The sequence below is a fragment of the Nostoc sp. CENA543 genome (genome assembly GCF_002896875.1).
GTDB lineage: Bacteria > Cyanobacteriota > Cyanobacteriia > Cyanobacteriales > Nostocaceae > Trichormus.
The window spans coordinates 4246422-4269263 of the sequence record NZ_CP023278.1; the positions used below are offsets into that span (position 1 = coordinate 4246422).

The following is a 22842-nucleotide window of genomic DNA, read 5'->3' on the forward strand; positions in this document are numbered from 1 at the left end:
TACTGATAACATTCTCTATATTTTCACTTTCTTTGTAAGTAGGAATTACTAGAGATAATAAAACTGTTCCACTAGTAGGACTTACTTGTCAGTGTTAATTAAGGAATTTGCAAAGTACATATATGGTACTTTTACTAAATAATTACCTTGATTATCCTTCATTTCATTCATCATTCAAAATTATTTGAGTGTAATTTATTAACAGTATTTTGTTTAACCCCTTTTATAGTTATATAAAGCTAAATCTGTAAAATTAATCAGAATTCTTACTAGGTTTTATAAATTCTTTAATTTAGATAAGTTATCCTTTATGAATTCTTTAACCTATATCCTGTAAACACTAAATACTAGTATCAATAAATACTTTTAAGCAGATTATCTCTTGCTAATGGAGTATCAAATGTAAGGGCAATTCATATATTTCCCATAGAGTGAATCAAGACTTTCACATCCTTTTAGATCATTTTTGTTTGCCTAATTTCTGAAGATATCTGAAGATTTTCTAGGCCTATCTAACTGAAGTACCCTATAGATTGAATATTTTTTAATTTGTCAGTCACTCAATATGTGACTTTTGAGAAAAAAATTAGGTTAAGTTTTATCAGGCGGCTATGGAGGCGAGATTTGAAGGGTTAAGTGACTCAGAGTGGAAGCTGTTTGAATATATATTACCAAAGGAACCAGAAAAGAAAGTACGGGGAATAACTCATGCACCATTTCAATATATACTTAACACCTTATTGTATATATTGATAACAGAATGTTGTTGGTGTATGCTCCCACTGGAGAAATTTGGGCATCAAAAATTGCAACGCACAGATGGCAACAATCTTGGGAAACAGACGGAACTTTGGAAAATTTACAGATTGGTATCCATAAATTATATAAAATTATATTTACGTTTTGATAAAAATTACGTAAAGTTATTGGTAATTCTATTGAAACTCTATTGATATGTATTATCTTTCAAGCAGACAAAAAAATGTTATTAAGTAAATCTTTAGCCTTATGTAAATTCAGGCTTCAATAGTGTCTATGAGTCATGCTGTATTTCTGCACAGCACCTAAATTTCAGAGAAGTAGATTCTTCTTATGAATCAATATAGAAAATACTTATATTATAAATAATAAAAATATAGGTTGAATAATGATTCATTTAAAAATATCGATACTATAACTATATAGATATCCAACGATAGATTTAAATCAGTAGGAAAATAGAATCATTCGTGGGAAAATATGCCAATAAAGCAAGTGTAATAAGAGCAAGCCTTAACTATATAACCTACTAAGGTAAATAAGCTTAGGAAATTAATTTTTGCAAATATCATCTCAAAAAAGTAAATATGCAACCGTATATAAAGGCAAAAACTATGAATGAACAACCTCTAGTTAGTATTCTAATCAATAATTATAATTATGAACGGTTTTTACCTGAAGCTATTGAGAGTGTCTTGAATCAAAATTATTCCCCTGTAGAAATTGTTGTAGTTGATGATGGTTCTAAAGATAATTCTCAGGAAGTTATTAGATGTTATGGGGAAAAAGTTATCTCCGTATTTAAAAAAAATGGTGGACAAGCTTCGGCTTTTAATGCTGGTTTTAGTGCCAGTCATGGAGAAATAATTTGTTTTCTTGATGCCGATGATTACTATTATGTAGATAAGGTTGGTCACATAGTTGATATTTTTAGACAATATCCTGCTGCGGGTTGGATTTTTCACGAACTAGATGATTTAGATCAAAATGGAAATTCTGTAGAAAGAGCAGAAAACCAATGTTTGTCTGAGTTTAAGTTGACTAATTTTCGTGATGACCTTTTAAAGGGTAATAGTCTATGTTGGATGCCAGCAACTAGCGGATTATGCTTTAGACGCAATATATTAGACAAAATTTTGCCTATGCCAGAAAATATGAGAATATCAGCTGATAACTTTTTACGACTGGCAGCTACTTATCTAGGTTCTGGAATATTATTACCAGAAAAACTAGCAGTACACCGTATTCATGGTTCTAATTTATTTGAATTTAGACCAGACTTAGAGTATATCAATGCAGAGACAAATATTAAAACTTCCTATTACTTAAAACAAAAGTTTCCTGAAACAAAACCGTTTGCAGATAGACTCTTTGCTCATTCATTGGGCAGAATGGTTGCCAAAGATGGTTTTGCTAAAGCTTATAAAATAACAGAATCACGAGAGTATATAAATCAATCCTCGTGGGAGTTTTGGTTATCTTGCGCTCCTAGAATTGTTTATAACTATGCTAAGGCAGTTCTAACTTAAGTAATCAAGAATTGAAATAATTTTAATACTAGAGTAGTTTCAAATAAATTGAACACTGAGTCGCTAACTTTGCGAAAAGTGATACCCTAAGTATAAATTCCAGTGCCAGGATAAATTATCAAATGTCTCAAACCTACTCCTTACAGAAGTCTGCAAAAACAGACAATGAGAAAAAAAAGTCCATAAAATCAATTGCCATTGTTGGTTGTGGATTTGTAGCTGACTACTATCTGAAAACCTTGCCCCTGCATTCAGGAATACAATTAGTGGGAGTGATGGATCGGAATTGCGATCGCGCTTCTAACTTTGCCACCTATCATGGAATTTCTCACATTTATAATTCCTTAGAAGAACTGCTGGATGATGATCGAGTCGATATAGTTTTGAACTTAACCAATCCTAGCAGTCATTACTCAGTTTCTCTAGCTTGTTTAAAAGCAGGTAAGCACGTTTACTCGGAAAAGCCACTAGCAATGGAGATGTGGCAAGCAGAAGAATTGGCTACATTAGCGCAGCAAAAAGGACTGTATCTTTCTTCCGCACCATGTAGTCTTCTGGGCGAAACAGCGCAGACAATCTGGAAGGCTTTACGGGAAAATCAATTAGGAACAGTCCGACTAGTCTATGCAGAAATGGATGATGGACTCATTCATCAGATGCCTTATCAAAAATGGGTCAGCGAATCAGGTATTCCTTGGCCTTACAAGGACGAATTTGAAGTAGGCTGTACCTTAGAACACGCTGGTTATTATGTTACATGGCTGACTGCATTTTTCGGCCCGGCAGAAACAGTCACAGCCTTTTCATCTTGCTTGATTCCAGATAAACAAACTGATGTTCCTCTAGATATTAATGCACCAGACTTTTCTGTCGCCTGTATTAAATTTGCCTCTGGCGTAGTTGCTAGATTAACTTGTAGTATCGTTGCTCCCCATGACCACTCATTAAGAATTATTGGCGATCGCGGTATACTTGGCATTCATGACTCTTGGTTTTATGGAACACCAGTATACATCAGACGCAGCATCAATATTGGCAGAAAAAGACTAGAGGGGGTTTGGAAACAACGCTATCCACTAGTGAAAAAAGCTCCCAAATTAGGATACAGAGGCGCGCAGCAAATGGATTTTTGTCGTGGTGTGGCAGAAATGGCAGAAGCGATAGTTAATGACAGACCTTGTCGGCTTTCCACAGCGTTTTCTCTGCATAACAATGAGCTGGTTTTAGCAATACATAACTCCCTAGAGACAGGCTGCACTTATAAAATGACAACTTCCTTTGAGACAATTGAACCTATGCCTTGGGCTAAGTAATGTATGTATATTTTTGAACAAATTTATTATTTACGAAGTTATCATTGATGGTCATTTCCATTGGAAAATACTAATACAAAATAAAAATTGCTTTTTTATGAATTCCACAGAATCTTCCTCAATAGTTTCTTTGTTCAAGACAAAAGCCCGATTAAGTTGGGTCGATTATGCTAAAGGCATTGGCATATTTCTAGTAGTAGTGGGACACATCCTGCGGGGATTAATCAATAGTTCAATTCTCGAACCATCAGGACTACTGAGCTTTGTTGATAATTGGATATATGCTTTCCATATGCCTTTGTTCTTTTTTATATCAGGTTTGTTTATCCAACGTTCATTAAATAAACCTTTTGGAGATTTTTTTATAGGAAAACTCTGTACAATTGCCTACCCATACTTTCTCTGGTCATTGATTCAAGGTATATTTCAAGCAATCGGTTCTAGATATGCCAATAACAATTTTTCTATCCTCAATATTTGGAAGATTATTTATGAACCACTTTTACAATTTTGGTTTCTATATACCTTATTTGCCATAGTAATTATTTATGCTATATTTTATCATTTAAAACTAAAGCCATTTTTCTTCTTTATATTTGCAGTTATTCTTTACATATGCCAAGTTTTCAATATTGATTTTGGTTCTTGGGGAATATTGTATTTGTTTCGTAACCACGCAATTTACTTTGCATTAGGTGCAGTCATAAGTGTGATAGATTTAACATCATTTCTTATGAAAATAAGGCCTCTCATTTCTATATATTTTTCGTTATTCGGATATACAATAGTAGGTTGGGTGGCATACTTCCAGGTTACTCAAAATATAGTTGCTATTCCCCTAATTGCAGTAATTGGTATTTGTGCATCAGTGCTTTTAGCATCTGTGTTAGATAAGCTAAATGTGCTGAAATTTTTACATACTTGGGGGAAATTGTCTTTAGGGATTTTTGTTGCTCACACTCTAGCAGCATCTGTTTTCCGTATTATCTTACAACACTTTTTTAATTTTGTAGAACCAATCACCCATCTGGTATTAGGAACTATTATAGGTATATACATTCCTATCTTAATAGATTTAACATGCTCAAAACTAAGTTTTGAATCTGTTTTTACACTAAAACTTGTTAATGGAAAAACTAATTGACTTAGCAAAATTATCAATCTAAAATAGACTTAAACAATATTTACTGCTTATTTTGCAATTTTAGATGTTGGGTTGTTCAAATTAAAATCTAAAATCTTGTTAACTTTAGTTATTTATGCTGAAAGGGCTAGACTCTAGCCCTAATCAGACACATAAATAACATCATTAATGTTGAATTGCTATTAAGCAATTCAACATTAATCTGACAGAGCATTTTTCATCACACTGTACAAACGCGTAGCCTCAAGGTGGATGTTAAACTCCTGTTCTACTTTTGCTCTCCCAGCTTTACCAAAAGCTATTCGCAATTGAACATCTTGAAATAATTGGTCTATACGATATGCTAAAGTAACGGGATCGCCTGGTGGAACAAGATACCCACTTACCCCATTCTCAACTAACTCACTCACACCAGCAATCTGTGTGGCTACCACAGGTACACCCGCAGCCATTGCTTCCATCAAGACTACAGGTACACCTTCAGCGAAGCTAGACATAATGAAGATATCTGCTTGTTGCATATATTGGCGTACTTCAGTCTGGGATTGATAGCCCACAAATTTGACATTGTTGCTCAACCCCAGTTTTTCCGTCATTTGTTCTAAATTAGAGCGATCTGGGCCATCACCGACCACTGTTAGTAACACATCAGGGTGCGATCGCCGCGAAATTGCTAGACTTTCTAACAGAATTGGTAATCCCTTGACTACAGCCAACCGTCCTACATACAGTAAGCTTTTCCTTGACTGATTATGGTTCACTATGTTGAACAAGGCAGGATCTACACCACAGTGAATGATGTGCATTTTTTGCCATTTGTCAGCCGAGGCAAAGATCATCCCTTGACTACGACAGTAATGGCTGATGCAAGCCACAAACAACGCCCTATTGATTTTTTCGTCAAGCCGCCATTTATGTGGTTCAAAAAATATGTAAGGGCCGTGCATCGTAAAACTAAAACTAAACCCACCCAATTCCGCAGCCAGCATAGCCACACTACAACTTGAATCACCAAAGTGGTTATGTAGGTGGATAATTTGCTGTTGATGAATTTCTCTGGCGAGAATACCAGCTTCTATAAAGTAAAACAGTTGATAGAGTGTGCCACGCAAACCATGTTGACGGGTTTTCCATGCTAATTTCAATGCCCCTAGATATCTCACGGGGGAACTAATCAACAGATTGCTATGGGCTAGCAATAAACGGATAGGATTTACAGGCAAAATGTAAAATGTGCGATCGCGCTCTCTCTGTTGTTCTGCTCCAACTATATGTTCATCCCCAGTCCGACGCACAGAAAATGTGTGTACGTCCATACCCAATTCTCTGAGGGCTGCTACTTCCCTTTGAATGAATGTATCTGTTGCCCTGGGATATTCTCCTGTAAGGTAGGCAATACGCATAGAGAAATAATTATTAATTGCTATTTTAACGATTGAGTGGGCAGGCTAGAAGATTCTAGAGTCAAATTACACTGCAAATTCGGTAATTCGACGTTACTACAACTGCGTTTAAGGGCAGTGTCGAGTGCATATTTCGGCTGCCAGTTGAGTAGTTGCCGGGCGCGGGCGTTAGTGTATGTTAATGGCTTAAATCGCGCATGCAATCTTTCAGGTATCAGAATACCTGGTAGTCTGATTTTACCTGACAACAATGATTGATTACACAACCAAATCAGTTGAGTTAATAGTCGCATTGCTGTCCAGTTTATGGGGATAGTGTATGGCGACTGTGGCATAAGCCGACTTATTTTATCAGCATAAACCTTTTGAGTTGGTAAATCGTCATCAACAATATTGATTGTTTCACCAATTGTTTGATTGCACTCCACAGCTAAAACAATTGCCTCCGCACAGTTTTCCACGTAAGTCAAAGGAATTTGAGCATTACCGCCAATTCGCAACCACAGGTGATCGCTCACCTTCAACCCCAAAAGCGCATTCCATAAATGATCTCGCCCATAAATCATTCCCGGACGGATAATTGTGACTTGTCCCTTATTTTCCTCTTCAAACCTACGAAACAGATTTTCTTGAAGTAGCTTGACTTGTGTATAGACATCGCGATGTTTTGATTCCTTGACAATCAAGGAAGTTTCATCAACAGTTGCACCAGATGGTATATTGATGTAGTCATACACTGAGAAAGTGCTGATTGCTACTAATCTCAATACTTGATAATCTGCTATCTCTTCTAGTAAAGTCTGTGTTGCAGCAACGGTGTTAGCATACTGGGTGTCAAAATCTCCAGTTTTCGATGCTACTAAGTGGATCACCGCATCAATCCCTTTTAAGACATCTGACAAAACATTTTGTTGAGTCAAATCTAGACAAGTCACTTCTACTGCCGGATGACCATACCAAAGTAAACGTCTCTCGTTAGTGCTTGGTCTGATCACCGCACACACTTGATGCCCACGTTGTAATGCTGCTAGGACAACATATTGCCCTAAAAAACCAGATGCACCCGTAATCAATAATTTCATAGCTGAACTACCTCTCTAATGTTGAACGGTTTCATATGCCATATGTTATGAATAACTAAATAATTTGAACCAGGATTTTGACTGAAAATCTAGTGGTTGTCTTGACATTTTTGCACTCATTAGTTACTTGTCTTTCTTTTAATATTTGTCACGAGCATACGCTACTCCAAGATCAAACGAAGCTAGCCAAGGTTTATACGTCTTCTAAAGTAGCCAGAGATTGTTGACTCTTGAGGTGACTTAGTTGCTTCCTGCTGTCCACAGTTTCGGGGGTACATGAAGTAGAGCCAGAGCCATGTGCGTCTATGGGACTTGTTCCGAATTCCAGTAGTTGCTTGAAATCAAAGCAAGGGAACTTCTGAATAATGCGATTTTCAGCTTTTGAGTGTATTTAAAGTTACAACGAATATGCACTCTCTAATTTAAGCTTTTCTTCTCTTAATGCCTAAACTTATTACCAACCCATGCCAACTCAAAATTCACTCATGAAAATTTTAATTTAACGTATCAGCTTCGATTTTCATAATATTCAAGGCTGTAGTATGGCGTAATCATACATTGATTTACTATTGACGAGTTAATAACAGTAATTATTAATTATTCTCCATAGCGTACCTCAATAGTTTGTGAGAGGCAAAATACCTAGAAAGATTGTATGGCATAAGTTATGACTGTCCAATGTGACACAATATTTCAACACTTATAATGTACATTCTCGCCGCAGACATCATAAAGATAATAAATAATCTTTATGATAATTTTAATAAAATATTTAAGTATATGTATAAAACATGTGTATTCTTAATGACACATAATGATTTACTTTACTTTGCAATAACAGCGTGATATTTTCGTAGGTTAGCAGAGTTAAAGATTTAAAAAAATATCAAACTGGTATAGACACCTGAGTTCTTACATTGAATTGGTGTAACCTAACCGTTATTTAGAAGACTGCAATATAGAAAAATCAATATAGATATGACATCTTTAAAGAAGCTTGTTATTCGTGGAACAATTTGGACAATAGCAGGATATGGAAGCAGCCAAATCTTGCGCTTCGGTAGCAACTTAATTTTAACCCGCCTGCTCATACCAGAGTTATTTGGTTTGATGGCTGTAGTGAATACCTTAAGAGTTGGTATAGAACTCTTTTCAGACATCGGCATTTCTCAAGTTATTGTTAATAGTAAGCGTGGCGATGAGCAAGTGTTCCTAAACACAGCTTGGACATTAGCAATAATCCGTGGTTTTGCTATTTGGTTATTTTGCTTGCTGTTGACCTGGCCAATGGCTAGGTTTTATAATGATGAGCGTCTACTGTGGTTAATTCCTGTAGTCGGATTATCTTCAGTTATTGACGGATTTGCTTCTACTAATACACATACTCTTCAGCGACGCATAGATTTAGCTAAATATACCTTGTTTAATCTCATATTACAAATACTGGGACTATTGACCTTGATTATTTTGGCTTATTGGCAACGCAATATCACAGCTTTAGCTATGGGCGTAGTTTTGGGTTCAGTATATTACATGAGTGGCAGCTATTTTTTGATACCAGGGAAAGTCAATCGTTTTGCCTGGGACCAAAATGCAGCTGATGAAATCTTATCTTTTGGTAAATGGATGTTTTTAGCATCAGGTATGGCATTTTTAAATGAGCAAGCCGATCGCTTAATTCTGGGCAAATTACTTTCATTTGGAATGTTAGGTGTTTACACAGTAGCCTATTCTCTAGCAAGTATTCCTCGTGAAATCATTAAGACTCTCAGCCATAGAGTGATTTTTCCAGCCATTTCCAGTCAAGTTGACTTACCACGCCCAGTCTTACGAAGTAAAGTTCTTCAACAACGTCAGTTTATATTACTGGGGTTTGCTATTGTTTTGGCTATTTTAGTGACTACTGGGGATCAAGTAATTGCATCACTTTATGACAAAAGGTATAAAGAAGCTACTTGGATGATGCCTATCTTATGCTCTGGTATTTGGATTTCGGTGTTATTTCATAGTATGAACCCTGCACTATTAGCAGTTGGCAAAGCTGTTTATTCAGCCCAAAGTAATCTAGCGGGATTTTTGATGATTCTTGTGGGATTACCCTTAGCATTTTTCCATTTTGGTACAGTTGGTGCAATTATTTTGATTGCACTGAGTGATTCACCACTATATATAGTCAGTATTTTTGGACTACACAAAGAAGAACTACTTGGTATATCTCAAGATATACTCATGACTGGCTTTTTTATAGTTATTTTGAGTCTATTTATTATCATCAGATATTCTTTAGGATTTGGAACACCCATTCAAGGGTTAATCTAGAATATATTTTGGCTCAAATTAGTCAATATAGAAGTAGACTACCAAACTTTTATACTCAGTAGTCTACCTCTATAGAGAAGCTATTCAAAAATCGAACTGGCAATTCCAAAGGTACTGTTTTTCTCTTGTCCAAATCCACTACTTGCAAGCAGGTATTGGACTTGGTTGATTATTCTTAAGGTACAGTTGTCTCTCCCATCATCAAACCACGACCTGTCAGTGCTACATAGACTAGATTAGGCGATCGCATATCCCCTTCCATATGAGTAATTCCAGGGAATTGCAACACATTCGGATCGCTAATCTGAATCCAGCTTTGTCCCATATTTTCAGACTTGTACATAGTGTCTTTAGTCGCACCACCAACACGACCGAAAATATAGATGTTAGGGTTGGTGTCAGAAGAGCCTTTGCCAAAAGTTATGTACTCACAACTATCTACTGATGGGATCGTCGCAAAAGTTTTGCCACCATCTGTAGAACGATATAATTTATTTCCGGTGCCTTCTTGCGGATTGCGAGCAAAACTCATCCATACATCGCCTGTTTTTGTAGGATTGGGAACTATTGTGGGACGAATCTTCCATGTAGGAAGAGTTCCAGATGCTCCCTTTCTCCAATTAGCACCACCATCTACACTGTAATAAAATGTCCAACCGTCATAGTAATAGAATGTCTTTCCTTGTGGGTCTTGACGGTCTGCTGCTAATATATAGCTGCTTAACCAGGGAGAGATAGTATTAGGCCAAGACTTGGGTAATGCGGTGTAATGTGTGTGATCATTGTTGTAAGGATCATAAGGCACAGGTGCTGGCGGATGATCTATGTTATAGGTCAGCTTCCAAGTTCTACCCCCGTCAGTAGTATAGTGTGGCCAAGTTCCCCAACTAGGAGCCCAAACCATATTTTGTGGGTTGGTTGGGGACATAGCTATTTGACCTCCCACTGGTGTCACTAGTTCTTGTCCAGATTTGTCCCACTTCCACATCGTCTCCGAAGGAACAGAATCAAAAGCTCGCCAAGTTCGACCATTATCTTGAGTTATGCCATGTATAGGCCAAAAACCCTGCCATTGGTGGAAACCTACGAATGCTGCATAGTCGGGATTCTTATAAGAGTAGTCCAAACCTGTAGCACCAGAAACGTGGGGAAACGGTGATGGATAAACGCGCCAATCAGGATTTGCCCACGTATATGCTGGGTTGACAGGTATATTGGTAGGATTAAAATGAGCAGTTGGTACTTGATTGCGGTCTTCATGACGGAAGCCAATCATATCCTGTACCGCACTCAATAGATCAGCTCCTCCCAATGCTTTGGGCTTGGGCGGAACGCGCACCATGTTAGAATCCAGTTCTTCCAAATTGTTCATCAACCATTTGTAAGTCGGGTTAGTAACAGTTACATCGTCAGTGCGTGCGACTCCAAAGCCATTTGTCCACCAAACTTGTTTGGCATTACTGGGATCAATGGTTATTGAAGATCCCATCGTGCCAGCATGCGACTGATAGTACGGAGGAGCAGAGGCATTGACTGGATCTTGGGGATAGTTAGGATCATAAGCACCCATATACATAGTTTGCTTAGTCCAGTTACTACCACCATTGGTTGAGCGATATACATATCGATCAGAAATTGCCATAACTGTGTTTGGCTGATCTCTTTGCACCATCACAGCCGCATAAGTTCTACTAGTACCATCAGGGGTGATATTAGACCATGTACCATTTTTGTATTTTTGAACAGAACCAGTATTAGTATCCCAATTAGTAGAACTAACATACAAAGTTCCATCAGACGCGACTACAGCACGTCCTGGGCTTCTACCTCCACCAATATTAGTCCAAGATACACCACCGTTAGTGCTGCACCAAACACCACTGCCATGAACTCCTACATATATTTTTTGGCTGGGTTGAGTTGATGTACCACTAGTTTTGTCAAAGGCTACAAAAGTAAAACCTGGAATGTTAGGGTTGTCAGAACCATCAACATTTTTATATTTTGGCAGGCTACTAGGAGCGGGTAATCCACCTGATACTTGAGTCCATGTTGTTGAAGAGGTTTTTTTCCAAAGGCCATTTCTGCGAGAAGCAAAATAAATTACGCCTGAATTGTTGGGGTCAACTGCTAACCTCTCACCTGTATCTGTACGGTAATCTTGGTTAGGTCCAACGAATACATTTTTGCTCCCTAGACCGGTTGTTTGCCAAGTGACTCCTCTATCATTGGAAACCATCACCTCCGCAGAAAAGTTATACTTCGTCATGCCATATTCTTGGTATGTCGAATTGCTCCGATTAACCACTGCATAGACCCTTTTTGAGTTTTTAGGATCAATGGCGATACTTTCTACTCCAATTCCGCCTCCAGAAAAGTTGGAATCAAACTTATCCATTAGAGGGAGCCATCTATTGTTGGCAAAGTCAAATCGATAGAGACCACCAACATCTGTGCGAATGTAGACATCATAGGGTGATAACGGCGAGATGACCAAACCAGTTACATAGCCCATGCCCTGAATATTCACATTCTTCCAACTAAATAAGGACGATGCGACTGATTGCGCGCATACTACAGGGCTAAATGTAGAACTTGATAAAATTGATACTGTTAATCCTGTTAATCCATACAAAAGTAGGCGTTGAAACTTTCTTCTGGAAAGTGCTAAACCTAGCTGGTGACGAATATTCATGTTTTCTAGCACGAGTTGTAAGGGACTGGAAAATAGGGAAATCTTTTCAACAAACAGCACAGAACCCAGCCAAATAGCTTATAAATTTAAGCTTTCATTTGGCTTAGATTCAGCAATCTTTACTAAGTTTTGACTTGTAAAGTTTTAATCCAACTCTAACTTCCATATAAAAGGAATATCAAGTTGGAAAAGATGATGTCTGTGTATGGTTTTGTCCTTAGATAAAGACCAGATAAAGAAGTATCTACTACTGAGTAATTCGTTAATCAAATTGTTGTCTTTAATCTACTAATACACTTACAAAAATATATGTCAACTGACATTATTACGTATGAGAAAGAAGACTAATTTACTAATTTATCAGCGTATTAATACTTATAAAAGCTTAATAACGACGAGATAAATTTAAGATTTGACACTTTTTGATTAAGCAGGTACTCATTAGTTTTGGCACAATTCCAAACAAAAATGATTTTGCTTTTTTCAGCAACTGAGGTTTTGGCAATTGGCAGCTTGATGATTGGACTCTAGGATGCCATAAATCGTTTTGTCGAAATCATTCACAATGCTCCTCAACACATTTCAGCTGTTTTGGCATAACAATAATAGCTCATTTGTGAATAAAATATAAAGACAATCTAAAGAAAATTAGAATTAATGATGTATTCTTTCCTGAAATCCTCTGGAAGTAAGTACGGGAAGTACATTTGCTCTTGACAGATAGCTATGCGAACTCTTATCTATTTCATCAACTAGACATCTGTGACAGCTAATACGCAAAAAGATTGTATTATTTTATACTCCATGCTCACGACTCTGGTTTTATAGCAGTCAGAGTTATTTTCTATAGAAGTGAGGTTTTTTGAGTTTATTTTTAAAAATCTTCCGCACTATATTCCGTAAAGTAGCGTCTCCTCGTAAGACGACATCTCTGAGTTGTTGTTCTGGACGACCCCGAAAAGAAGTGACGTGATAATATTTTTCAGGTGTGGCTGGTGTTGGCGAGAAGTAATAGTTGGATACACAACAACGCCGGCCGTGATGATTAATCGGACTAACAGAGTGTAAAGAAGTTCGATTTGTCACCATAATCACTAGGCGATTAAATTTACTGTGGATAGTTCTAGCAGGTTGTTTTAACCCTCGATCCCAAAGTTCTAAGTTACCACCATAACTTTCTTGCCAATCAGGAGTTACGTAATACAGTAAGTTCAGAACTCGATAGTTTTTAATATCTTTATCATGGGAATTATCCAAATGGGGATTGAGAAAGCAACCGTATTCCATTAGGCTAAAACCGGCAGCATACAGATATTCATCCGCCATGAGTTTTTCAAAGTCTGTGATGTCTGCGATTAAATCTACAATTCTGTTGTCCTGGAAGGCATAAATTATCTCTTCCAGAATTGGATTATATTTATTCAATTGGATGCCTACATATTTATGTTCTCTGATATCTTTTAGCTGTAATAATTCCTCTTTATTAGGAAAGGCTTTATAGATTTCAATAACCTCGTCTTCATTTAATAAATTGTCTATATAGCAACTATTGATCCTGTCAGGAATGGCAAATTCTTCTTTTAAAACTGATTTATATGTTGTGAGCTGATTTAAAATTTGCTCTGCATAATAATTGCGTAAATCTTGTTTTTGTAGCATTTGCGTTCTATTTTAGGTTTTTTAAAGATAATTCAATTAACTATTTTGTTTTTGATTTCGACAAAACTGTGAAGTATGAGTAATGCAATAATTCAATCTATCAATGGAGGTATTTACTTTATGAAATTATTAATCTCATTTATGTTTTTTTTGTAAACACATAGTCGGGTGCAAATGTCAACTACGATTATACATAAAATTCTTGTTTATTTTCAATAAAGCATGGGTAATTGCAAAAACAATTTGATATATTCGTGTTGGCAACAGATAAATTAAGTAAACATACCGTTAGGTAATCAGAGACTTTATGTTGACCCAAACAATTAAAAACTATTTTCAGTATTTTGCCCATCCAGAAGAAATCGAAAGATGTGATGAAGATGTTATTGTTTGCAAAATTTTCAACCCAACTCCTGCAATTCAGGCTAACAGCTACTATTTTGGGCATCCAGAATGGGGGTTAAATTACTTTGAAGCGTGTCACAGAGATGAAAAGTTTATTGAACTTTGGAGAGAAGTGATTGGTAGTTGGCAGGGCAAAATAGTTGTAGATATTGGTTGTGGCCCTGGAAATGTCTATGCGTCTTTAAAAGAGTTTTGTGGTGAACCAGAGTTATTACTTGGTGTAGATGTTTCTTTGGGGGCGTTGAAAACAGCTTCTCAACTGGGATATACAGCCATTTTGGCAGATGCTCATAATTTACCATTAAAGTCTGGGTTTGCTGATATTGTTATGTTGAATGCGTGTTTACACCATTGCGATAATATGGCTCAGGTGTTAAAGCAAGCAGCTAAGTTAGTAAAGCCTGGTGGAATTTTAATTACAGATCATGATCCGCAAAAAAGTGCTTATCAGTTTAAAGGTTTAGGTTCACTATTATGGCAATTGCGCTTGCCAATATATCGATGTATGAAACGAGGTGGACATTCTACTGCTGAGGAACAATCTTGGGGTTTAGCAACAGAAGTACACCACAAAGCTTGTGATGGTGTGACATCAAAAATGTTTTACGAAATGCTAGAACCTATGGGTTTTGCGGTTAAGGTTTACCCTCATAATCATCAGGTGGGTGCGGCTGCATTACAGGGCGATTATGGTAAGCCTTTTTGGAAGTATCGCGTAGCTCAAAGATTATCAGGTATAAACCCTAATTCCCCAGAGGCTGCATTATCGTTGATGTGTGTTGCAACTCGCATTAATTGATTGTTATCAAAACTAAGGGTAGAAGAATTTTTTTAATGATTTTTTAAGTTTTCGGCTTCGATCAACCGTATGGCGAGGATAGTCTCTGCTAAAACGCGTTGAAAAACGTAATACCAACCACGCCAACCGTCAAAAATCCAGCCTTCAACAAATAAGCAATAGATAAATACCATCCAGGGGGCTAAAACTTTTTTTCTGCGGATACGGTCTACCCAGTCTAATTCGTTGACGGGAGTTGCTAAGATTTTTTTAGATTCTAGGACTGTGTAGCGTTCTTGCGCCCATAGCCATCTACTGAAGGGTTTGCGATCGTCATGATAGATATAAGCAGATAGTAAGGTAGATTGACCAGTTAATTGTAAAACTTGTGTGTGTCCATCATCAATATAGATGGCTTTGCTTTTTTTAAACAGGACTTGACGGGGAGGCAGAATTCTAGTGTTGCGAACGGGTTGACCAAATACACAATATTTGAATTGAGCAAAGTAGCCATCGATTTGCCCATCAACTGGTAAGGTGGCAATTTCAGAGACTAAATCATCTGTGACTAGATAATCTGCATCTAGGGAGAGTACCCAAGGAGTATGGACTTGCTCTAGACCGTAGTTCCATTGTTTGCCGTGGGTATCAAATTCACGCTGAAAGACCTGGACTTGGGGATAGGATTTGAGAATTTCTAGGGTTGTATCAGTGCTGTAGCTATCAATAACTATAATCTTTTTTGCCCAAGTTAGGCAATCAAGGGTGCGACCAATATTGGGAGTTTCATTATAAGTCAGAATGAGAGGAGTGATTTGCTCTAGCATAGATACATTGGTACCATCGGGATTAGACCAATTCTCTGTCGTTGGTGTTTGCATAGGGAATTAGATAACTGATGCAGTTGGTGGTTTTGTGAGCGATTTACAAAAAATAGCATTACTCCTGTACAGTCAGCCATAATCTGACTTTTCACGGGATCTAAAAAACCCCTCTCCAAACCTCTCCCCTGCAAGGAGAGAGGCTTTGATTCTTGCTCCCCTTCCCTAGTAGGGAAGGGGTTGGGGGTTAGGTTTTGCGTTAACTTTTCAACATAACGTGAAAAGTCAGCAGCCATAATTAGTATAATTTCCATCTCAAGTGAGTTTGAACTAACTGGGGATTTTAGATGGGGAATTTTGGCTTGAAACCGTAGCGCAAGAGAAAATACGTCCTTATTTCAATCCTCCCGCTTTGCTATAGGGTTGCACTCAACACTCACTACTCAGCACTAATGAAAGTTTTGATTGCCAAATGAATTATGCAACCTATGGATGTCATAGTTTCAAGGGTGCAATAGTTTTGATTGGGAGTGCTGCACTGACTTTGATTTGCGGTGTGAAGTGATGAAAGCACGGGGTCTTAGTTAGTGAAGCTATGCTTTAGTCTGGGATAATTCTTAGTTTTAGGTATATTTTACTAGTTTTGGGAGAAAGACTATATTTGTAGCGATCGCAATTTTTTAGTCTTTCTCAGGAACTCTTAATTTTTTTGTTTTAAAAATCTATTGGTGCTGACTAGAACAGCAATCAGGAGAAAAAGTTGTATTTGCCAAGGTGCTAAAATCAAGCTCAAAATCAGACTCAGAATTGTAAACAGACTGATAATATAGCCGGTTTCATCGCGGCATTTTTGGGATATGTATCCTGTTGCTATACCTGTAGCCAGAGGAATCAAAAAAAACAAGGGCATTTCTACTTACCTCTACAGCGAAGATGTGAAGTTTTGATAAAACTTATGACAGTTATTTTTCTCTTTGTGGTTAATATTACAACTTAGCAGATCAGCTTACAATACATTACTTAAAATAACTATGTATTTTGTGAAGTTTACAAAATACTTATAGTAAATTAGCTTAACATTCAGTGCTGTTACTGGCACAACGATTTAGCATATTACCTCTAGGACTTTATTTTTCCCTCAAATACGTAATGCTCAACATTCCTCATCTACTGGCCACTGAACTAGAACTAAGACCACAACAGGTAGAAAACGCGCTAGAACTTTTGGCTGAGGGTGCGACAGTTCCCTTCATTGCACGTTACCGCAAAGAACGTACTGGAGAAATGAATGAAATCCAACTGCGGGAACTGGCTGATAGGTATACTTACTTATCAGAATTAGAGGAAAGAAAGTCAGTAATTTTAAAAGCGATCGCTGAACAAGGTAAACTAACCGACGAGTTAGAAAACAAAATTTCATCTTGCTTACAAAAAACAGAACTTGAGGATTTATACCTACCATATCGACCAAAACGCCGCACCCGTGCAACTATCGCTAGAGAGAAAGGTTTACAGCCATTGGCGGATTTTATCAAAGCTTTAAATGTCAAAAATCCTATTTCCGCCTCATGGGAAGAAGAAGCCGCAAAATATATTTCGGAAACTAACGGAATTAAAACCGCCGATGAAGCTTTAAAAGGTGCGGCTGATATCCTAGCGGAAGAAGTAGCAGAAAAAGCGGATTTACGTGCTTATATTCGCGAATATTTCCTAGAAGATGGGGTTTTCGTCTCCCGTATTAAAGATGATTATCCCGAAGGTACGACTAAATTTGAAATGTACCGGAATTATCAAATTAAAGTCAAAAATATCGCGCCTCATAATATGTTGGCTTTATGCAGAGGCGAAGCTGAGGGAATATTAAGCTTTGATATTAGCTTTGAGGAAGATTTTGTTCTCTCCTATCTAGAATCCCAGGAAATTAAAACTAAAGTGCGTGGAATTCGCGATTTTTATCAAGCAATGTTAAAAGATGCGTTTAATCGCTTGATGAAAAATTCCCTTATCGGGGAAGTGATGACGGAAAAGAAAACCTATGCAGATATAGAATCTATTAAAACCTTTGAAGCTAATTTACGCGAACTATTACTATCTGCACCTGCGGGAATGAAACCCACTTTAGCCATAGATCCTGGATTTAGAACTGGTTGTAAAGTCGCAATTTTGGAACAAACTGGTAAATTTTTAGAATATCAGGCGATATTTCCCCATCAAGCGGTTGAACAACGCCACAAAGCCGCACAAACTCTCAAAAATTTGATTGAAAAATACAAAGTTGAATTGATAGCCATTGGTAATGGGACTGCTTCTCGTGAAACAGATGAATTTGTCACGGAAGTCTTACAAAGACTAGACCGAAAACCGATTAAGGTCATAGTTAATGAGTCTGGTGCATCTATATATTCTGCTAGTAAAGTGGCAATTGAAGAGTTTCCTGATTTAGATATTACAGTCAGGGGTGCTATTAGTATTGGTCGGCGGTTACAAGACCCTCTAGCCGAATTAGTCAAAATCGACCCCAAATCAATTGGTGTGGGACAATATCAGCATGATGTAGATCAAAAGTTATTGAAAAAGAAATTAGATGAGACTGTAGAAAGTTGTGTGAACTATGTTGGTGTAGATTTAAACACAGCCTCTAAAGAATTATTAACTTTTGTTTCTGGCATTACTCCCACAATTGCTAATAATGTTGTGGCTTATCGCAATCAACACGGAGCGTTTAAAAATCGCCAACAGTTATTGAAGGTAGCGAAATTAGGGCCGAAAGCCTTTGAACAAGCGGCTGGATTTTTGCGTATTCGTGGGGGAGAGAACCCCTTAGATAATACAGCCGTGCATCCAGAAAGTTATCCTCTAGTGAAAGCGATCGCTTCTGACTTAAATGTACCATTAAATCAAGTCACACAAATTGCTGAAAAACTGCAAAAGACCAACTTAAAGAAATACGTCAATGAGCAAGTTGGTGAACCTACACTGCGGGACATTCTCAAAGAATTAGAAAAACCAGGTAGAGACCCCCGTGCAGAATTTAAGTACGCCACCTTTAAAGAAGGAATTAAAGAAATCAGTGATTTACAAGAGGGAATGGAACTAGAGGGAATAGTTACTAATGTCGCCAACTTTGGCGCATTTGTTGATATTGGTGTTCACCAAGATGGTTTAGTACATATCTCTCAACTCGCTGACAGATTTATTGATGACCCGAAAAAAGTAGTCAAAGTGGGACAAGTGGTAAAAGTGCGGGTATTAGAAGTGAATGAGAAATTAAGGCGTATTAGTCTTTCCATGAAAGCAGTCAATCAAGTTTAGATTTTAGATTTTAGATTTTAGATTTTAGATTGACTGTGCCATCATACTCACCTCAAGCCTAGTAACGAACACAGCTTGAGGTGTGAAACAATATTTAGCAGAGTTCACAACTCATCTCAAAAATTTAAGCATACTCAACATCAATCATATAAATCATCCCATTGGCAGAAACTCAATCTGCCTAGTAATAGATGGCATATATTTAACCAATTAAAGATACTAGAAGGAGTCGTAAATCATTTTTAAATCTATAAGGTAACGAAATGCTGGGAACTTTTTTAATAACCTTAGCTACAGCACTGAGTCTACTAATTGTAGATTTAGTTGTACCAGGTGTAAATATTGCTAATTTTCCGGCTGCATTAATTGCCGCTTTAGTTATTGGTCTAATTAATGGGTCAGTGAAACCTGTTCTCTCAACCTTATCTTTACCCCTCAATTTCTTAACTCTGGGAGCATTTTCCCTAGTAGTTAACGGTATTTGTTTTTCATTAGCAGCCGCGCTAGTTCCTGGTTTCAGTGTTCACGGACTGATTGCTTTTATTTTGGGGCCTGTTGTTTTATCTTTTGCTAATACATTTATTAGCAAGTATTTTGCTGAAAGAAATCTCGCTTTGAATCCTAATGTGGATACTAAAGGCGAATTACCATCTAGCTAATCCTCCACTTCAACTTAGTCAACCAAATAAGAAGATAATTCCTCAGATGCGGTAACTAATTTGGTTGGTTAGAGACAATGTAAAACCACTTGAAACTTAACAACAAACTTATGAAATTATTACGTTTTATTCTGGGTTTAGTGCTACCACCATTAGGTGTTTTCCTAACTGTTGGAGTAGGGCCGACCTTAGTGATTAATATTTTACTGACACTTTTAGGTTGGCTTCCTGGTAGTATTCATGCAATTTGGGTAATTGCTAAACGTGAAGAACAATTAAACGCAGAGAGAGGAGTTTACTAAGATTTTGAGTCATTGTAGGGTATGAATTGAAATCCCCGACTTATTTAAAGTCGGGGATTTTAACATAGGAAATTACTCAGTAGATTGTCAACAACCTATTTATGAACTATTTCCTTATCTTGTTTGTTCGGCTCTTTATCTTTGAATAAATCTGCTGTGGCTAGTAATAATTCGCGCAATGTTTGTTTGATTTGACGTTCTTTTCTGGCTATAGCTGTACCAGCTTCACCTAGTTTAAGTTCTAACTGCGATCGCTTCTGCTCTACCTGTGTAGCTAAAACCTCAGCTTGGGGGCGAGCTTGATTATACCAGTTGTTAGCTTCCTCTAAATAATGCTTGACTTCGTCAGCGCGTCCACCGTAGCGTGCAGCTAAATTAGCACGCACAATTGCTAGTTGTGCTTGTAATTGTGCGTAGCGTTTCTTTAATAGTGCCGCTTCTTCACTATCTTTGATGGCATCAATGGCAGAATCAATGGCACTTTTCGTATTAGCAGTTCTTTCTTTCCCTGTTTCAGCAATTTCTGCGAGAATGCCATCAACATCCTGTTGAATCTTTTCCTCTTCGCTATCTATTTGAGCTTGGAGTCTTTGCAATTCTGACTGAGTTTTCACTATAGCCTCATGTCTTTTAGTGTTGACTCCCTCAATAGCACCTTCTATTGATGCTGTCACTTCTTCTTTTAATTCAGTACCTTTGTCTTGCAGATTTTCAATTACGGCGGAAACTGCATCTTTGACAAGTGTGCGAATTTCGTGAGAACCTTCTTTGAACTCAGAAGCTACTTGAGCAACTGCTGATTTGACAATCTCACGAATACGTTCAGTTCTTAACTGACCAGTTGCTTTTGCTTGCTGCAAATCAGATTGAATTTGATCTTTGATATTATTAGCCATTTTTAATTCTTGCTATTTAGATAATTTGGATAAACTTCTTTAAACACGATCTGCTAAGAATATTATGATGCGGGAATTTGATGGTAGCTACTTCCTTTAGATAGAAGTTAAAATACTCAGAACCTCAACTTCATTCTAGATTTGCTAGTAGTCTTAAGAATAACAGTGCAGGCGATCGCCAATTTATGAGAAAATAATCCCTGGCTAATAGTTATGATCATGAACAGGAATAATAACTGTGAAAAAAATATTTACATTAGTATTTATCATGTTATTGATTGCCTTTAATTTTCCGTTACCCGTCAATGCAGTAGATACAGCAAATGGTGCGGAAATATTCAGTGTTCATTGCGCTGGTTGTCATATTAATGGGGGTAACATTGTCAGGCGCGGTAAGAACTTACAAAAAAAGGCACTCAAAAAATATGGTATGGACTCCATAGAAGCTGTTACAGATATTGTAACTAATGGTAAAAATAATATGTCAGCTTACAAAGACCGCCTGACTGAGCAAGAAATTCAAAATGTTACTGCTTATGTTTTAGAGCAAGCAGAAAAAGGATGGCGGTAATTAGGGACTTCCAACTAAAAAATATACCATCGCTGTGGTAAGCAGGGGGCAGGGAGCATGGGGAAAAATTAAAATATTCGCTCTAGGAAATTGGATAATTTATTTTCTGGAAATCTCTTAGTCAAGAATTAACAGTTAACAAGCAAAATTTAAATATGAAATTACCCGGAGAAAGTCGGTTACAGTTTACTGCTGACTTAAATATTTGTCGGATACTCAATGGGATGTGGCAGGTATCTGGCGCACATGGCAGAATTAATCCTCAAGCTGCCATCGAAAGTATGTTTCAATATGTGGATGCAGGTTTTACAACTTGGGATTTAGCAGACCACTACGGCCCAGCAGAAGATTTTGTTGGAGAATTTCGTCGTCAGTTCGCTGCTAAACGTGGACAAGCAGCTTTATCTCAAATTCAAGCTTTTACCAAATGGGTTCCTCGTCCTGGGAAAATGACGAAGAAATTCGTGACTGAAAATATTGAAATTTCCCTAAGAAGAATGGCTGTAGAATCTCTAGATTTGATGCAGTTTCATTGGTGGGAATATCGAGACAGCAATTACTTAGATGCTCTCAAATATATGGCAGAACTGCAAACTGAGGGCAAAATTAAACATTTAGCATTAACTAACTTTGACACTGAACACCTGCAAATTATTACAGAAACTGGGATCAAAATTGTCTCTAATCAAGTGCAATTTTCTTTAGTTGATCGCCGTCCTGAAGTAAATATGGTGAAATTTTGTCAACAACATGACATCAAACTATTTACTTATGGTTCACTCTGCGGCGGATTTTTATCAGAAAAGTATTTGGGTAAACCAGAAGCACGGAGTTTTGATTTAACTACAGTCAGCTTACGCAAATACAAAAATATGATAGATGCTTGGGGTGGTTGGCAATTATTTCAAGAGTTGCTCAATACTCTCAAACAAATTGCTGATAAACATAAAGTTAGTATTGCTAACGTGGCTGTTAGATATATTTTAGATCAACCAGCCGTTGGTGGAGTGATAGTTGGTGCCAGACTAGGAATAGCTGAACATCTAGAAGATAATGCCAAAGTCTTTAGTTTTCAATTAGATGCTGAAGATAGCGATCGCATTAATACCATATCCCAAAAATCACGCAATTTGTATGAGCTAATTGGTGATTGTGGTGATGAATATAGGCGGTAGTTGGTAATTTGTAATTATGT

At 37.3% G+C, this 22842-nt stretch carries 18 protein-coding genes; 11 read left to right on the top strand and 7 right to left on the bottom strand.

What is annotated here, in order from left to right; all coding sequences use genetic code 11:
• The first annotated feature begins 611 nt into the window (after positions 1-611).
• The 4 genes from CLI64_RS32195 to CLI64_RS17530 all read left to right on the top strand — a co-directional run bounded on the left by CLI64_RS32195 (position 612) and on the right by CLI64_RS17530 (position 4745).
• Entirely contained in the window at positions 612-953 is a 342-nt protein-coding gene (locus tag CLI64_RS32195; protein WP_374703942.1) for a transposase, read from the top strand.
• A gap of 420 nt (positions 954-1373) precedes the next feature.
• On the top strand, positions 1374-2288 hold the full coding sequence (locus CLI64_RS17520) for a glycosyltransferase (RefSeq protein ID WP_157943288.1): 915 nt from the start codon (positions 1374-1376) through the stop codon (positions 2286-2288).
• Positions 2289-2410: 122 nt separating this feature from the next.
• Complete coding sequence (locus tag CLI64_RS17525) at positions 2411-3601, top strand: Gfo/Idh/MocA family protein (RefSeq protein ID WP_103138405.1); 1191 nt, start codon at positions 2411-2413, stop codon at positions 3599-3601.
• Positions 3602-3698: 97 nt separating this feature from the next.
• Positions 3699-4745, top strand: coding sequence for an acyltransferase family protein (locus CLI64_RS17530; RefSeq protein ID WP_103140777.1), 1047 nt, complete (start codon positions 3699-3701; stop codon positions 4743-4745).
• A 197-nt stretch (positions 4746-4942) separates the two neighbouring features.
• On the opposite strand, the gene CLI64_RS17535 is transcribed toward CLI64_RS17530, so the two are convergent.
• Together CLI64_RS17535 and CLI64_RS17540 are read right to left on the bottom strand one after the other, a co-directional pair.
• On the bottom strand, positions 4943-6148 hold the full coding sequence (locus tag CLI64_RS17535) for a glycosyltransferase family 4 protein (protein ID WP_103138406.1): 1206 nt from the start codon (positions 6146-6148) through the stop codon (positions 4943-4945).
• A 20-nt stretch (positions 6149-6168) separates the two neighbouring features.
• Positions 6169-7230 (bottom strand): NAD(P)-dependent oxidoreductase, encoded by a 1062-nt coding sequence (locus CLI64_RS17540; protein ID WP_103138407.1) that lies wholly within the window; start codon positions 7228-7230, stop codon positions 6169-6171.
• A 978-nt stretch (positions 7231-8208) separates the two neighbouring features.
• On the opposite strand from CLI64_RS17540, the gene CLI64_RS17545 reads away from it, so the two are divergent.
• Positions 8209-9549, top strand: a complete 1341-nt coding sequence (locus tag CLI64_RS17545; RefSeq protein WP_103138408.1) for an oligosaccharide flippase family protein — start codon at positions 8209-8211, stop codon at positions 9547-9549.
• A gap of 175 nt (positions 9550-9724) precedes the next feature.
• Here the strand turns inward: CLI64_RS17545 and CLI64_RS17550 are convergent, their stop codons facing one another.
• Complete coding sequence (locus CLI64_RS17550; RefSeq protein WP_225977379.1) at positions 9725-12304, bottom strand: sialidase family protein; 2580 nt, start codon at positions 12302-12304, stop codon at positions 9725-9727.
• Between the two features lie 777 nt (positions 12305-13081).
• Entirely contained in the window at positions 13082-13903 is an 822-nt protein-coding gene (locus CLI64_RS17555) for a 2OG-Fe(II) oxygenase (protein WP_103138409.1), read from the bottom strand.
• 307 nt (positions 13904-14210) lie between these two features.
• Here CLI64_RS17555 and CLI64_RS17560 point away from each other — a divergent pair, with 307 nt between their 5' ends.
• Positions 14211-15107, top strand: a complete 897-nt coding sequence (locus CLI64_RS17560) for a class I SAM-dependent methyltransferase (RefSeq protein WP_103138410.1) — start codon at positions 14211-14213, stop codon at positions 15105-15107.
• A 32-nt stretch (positions 15108-15139) separates the two neighbouring features.
• On the opposite strand, the gene CLI64_RS17565 is transcribed toward CLI64_RS17560, so the two are convergent.
• Together CLI64_RS17565 and CLI64_RS17570 are read right to left on the bottom strand one after the other, a co-directional pair.
• The gene (locus tag CLI64_RS17565) at positions 15140-15967 is read right to left on the bottom strand and encodes a glycosyltransferase family 2 protein (RefSeq protein ID WP_103138411.1); all 828 of its coding nucleotides are present in this window, start codon (positions 15965-15967) and stop codon (positions 15140-15142) included.
• A gap of 640 nt (positions 15968-16607) precedes the next feature.
• Positions 16608-16817: a hypothetical protein gene (locus tag CLI64_RS17570; protein WP_103138412.1), complete on the bottom strand. Its 210-nt coding sequence runs from the start codon at positions 16815-16817 to the stop codon at positions 16608-16610.
• Between the two features lie 239 nt (positions 16818-17056).
• On the opposite strand from CLI64_RS17570, the gene CLI64_RS17575 reads away from it, so the two are divergent.
• The 3 genes from CLI64_RS17575 to CLI64_RS17585 all read left to right on the top strand — a co-directional run bounded on the left by CLI64_RS17575 (position 17057) and on the right by CLI64_RS17585 (position 20180).
• Complete coding sequence (locus CLI64_RS17575) at positions 17057-19219, top strand: Tex family protein (protein WP_103138413.1); 2163 nt, start codon at positions 17057-17059, stop codon at positions 19217-19219.
• Positions 19220-19482: 263 nt separating this feature from the next.
• On the top strand, positions 19483-19878 hold the full coding sequence (locus CLI64_RS17580) for a phage holin family protein (protein ID WP_103138414.1): 396 nt from the start codon (positions 19483-19485) through the stop codon (positions 19876-19878).
• A gap of 110 nt (positions 19879-19988) precedes the next feature.
• Positions 19989-20180 (top strand): YqaE/Pmp3 family membrane protein, encoded by a 192-nt coding sequence (locus CLI64_RS17585; RefSeq protein WP_103138415.1) that lies wholly within the window; start codon positions 19989-19991, stop codon positions 20178-20180.
• A gap of 95 nt (positions 20181-20275) precedes the next feature.
• Here the strand turns inward: CLI64_RS17585 and CLI64_RS17590 are convergent, their stop codons facing one another.
• Positions 20276-21076, bottom strand: coding sequence for a histidine kinase (locus CLI64_RS17590; RefSeq protein ID WP_103138416.1), 801 nt, complete (start codon positions 21074-21076; stop codon positions 20276-20278).
• 268 nt (positions 21077-21344) lie between these two features.
• On the opposite strand from CLI64_RS17590, the gene petJ reads away from it, so the two are divergent.
• Positions 21345-21647 (top strand): cytochrome c6 PetJ, encoded by a 303-nt coding sequence (petJ, locus tag CLI64_RS17595; RefSeq protein ID WP_192881740.1) that lies wholly within the window; start codon positions 21345-21347, stop codon positions 21645-21647.
• Between the two features lie 155 nt (positions 21648-21802).
• A complete protein-coding gene (locus tag CLI64_RS17600; RefSeq protein ID WP_103138418.1) occupies positions 21803-22822 on the top strand; it encodes an aldo/keto reductase in 1020 nt (339 codons plus the stop codon).
• The last annotated feature ends 20 nt before the right edge of the window (positions 22823-22842 follow it).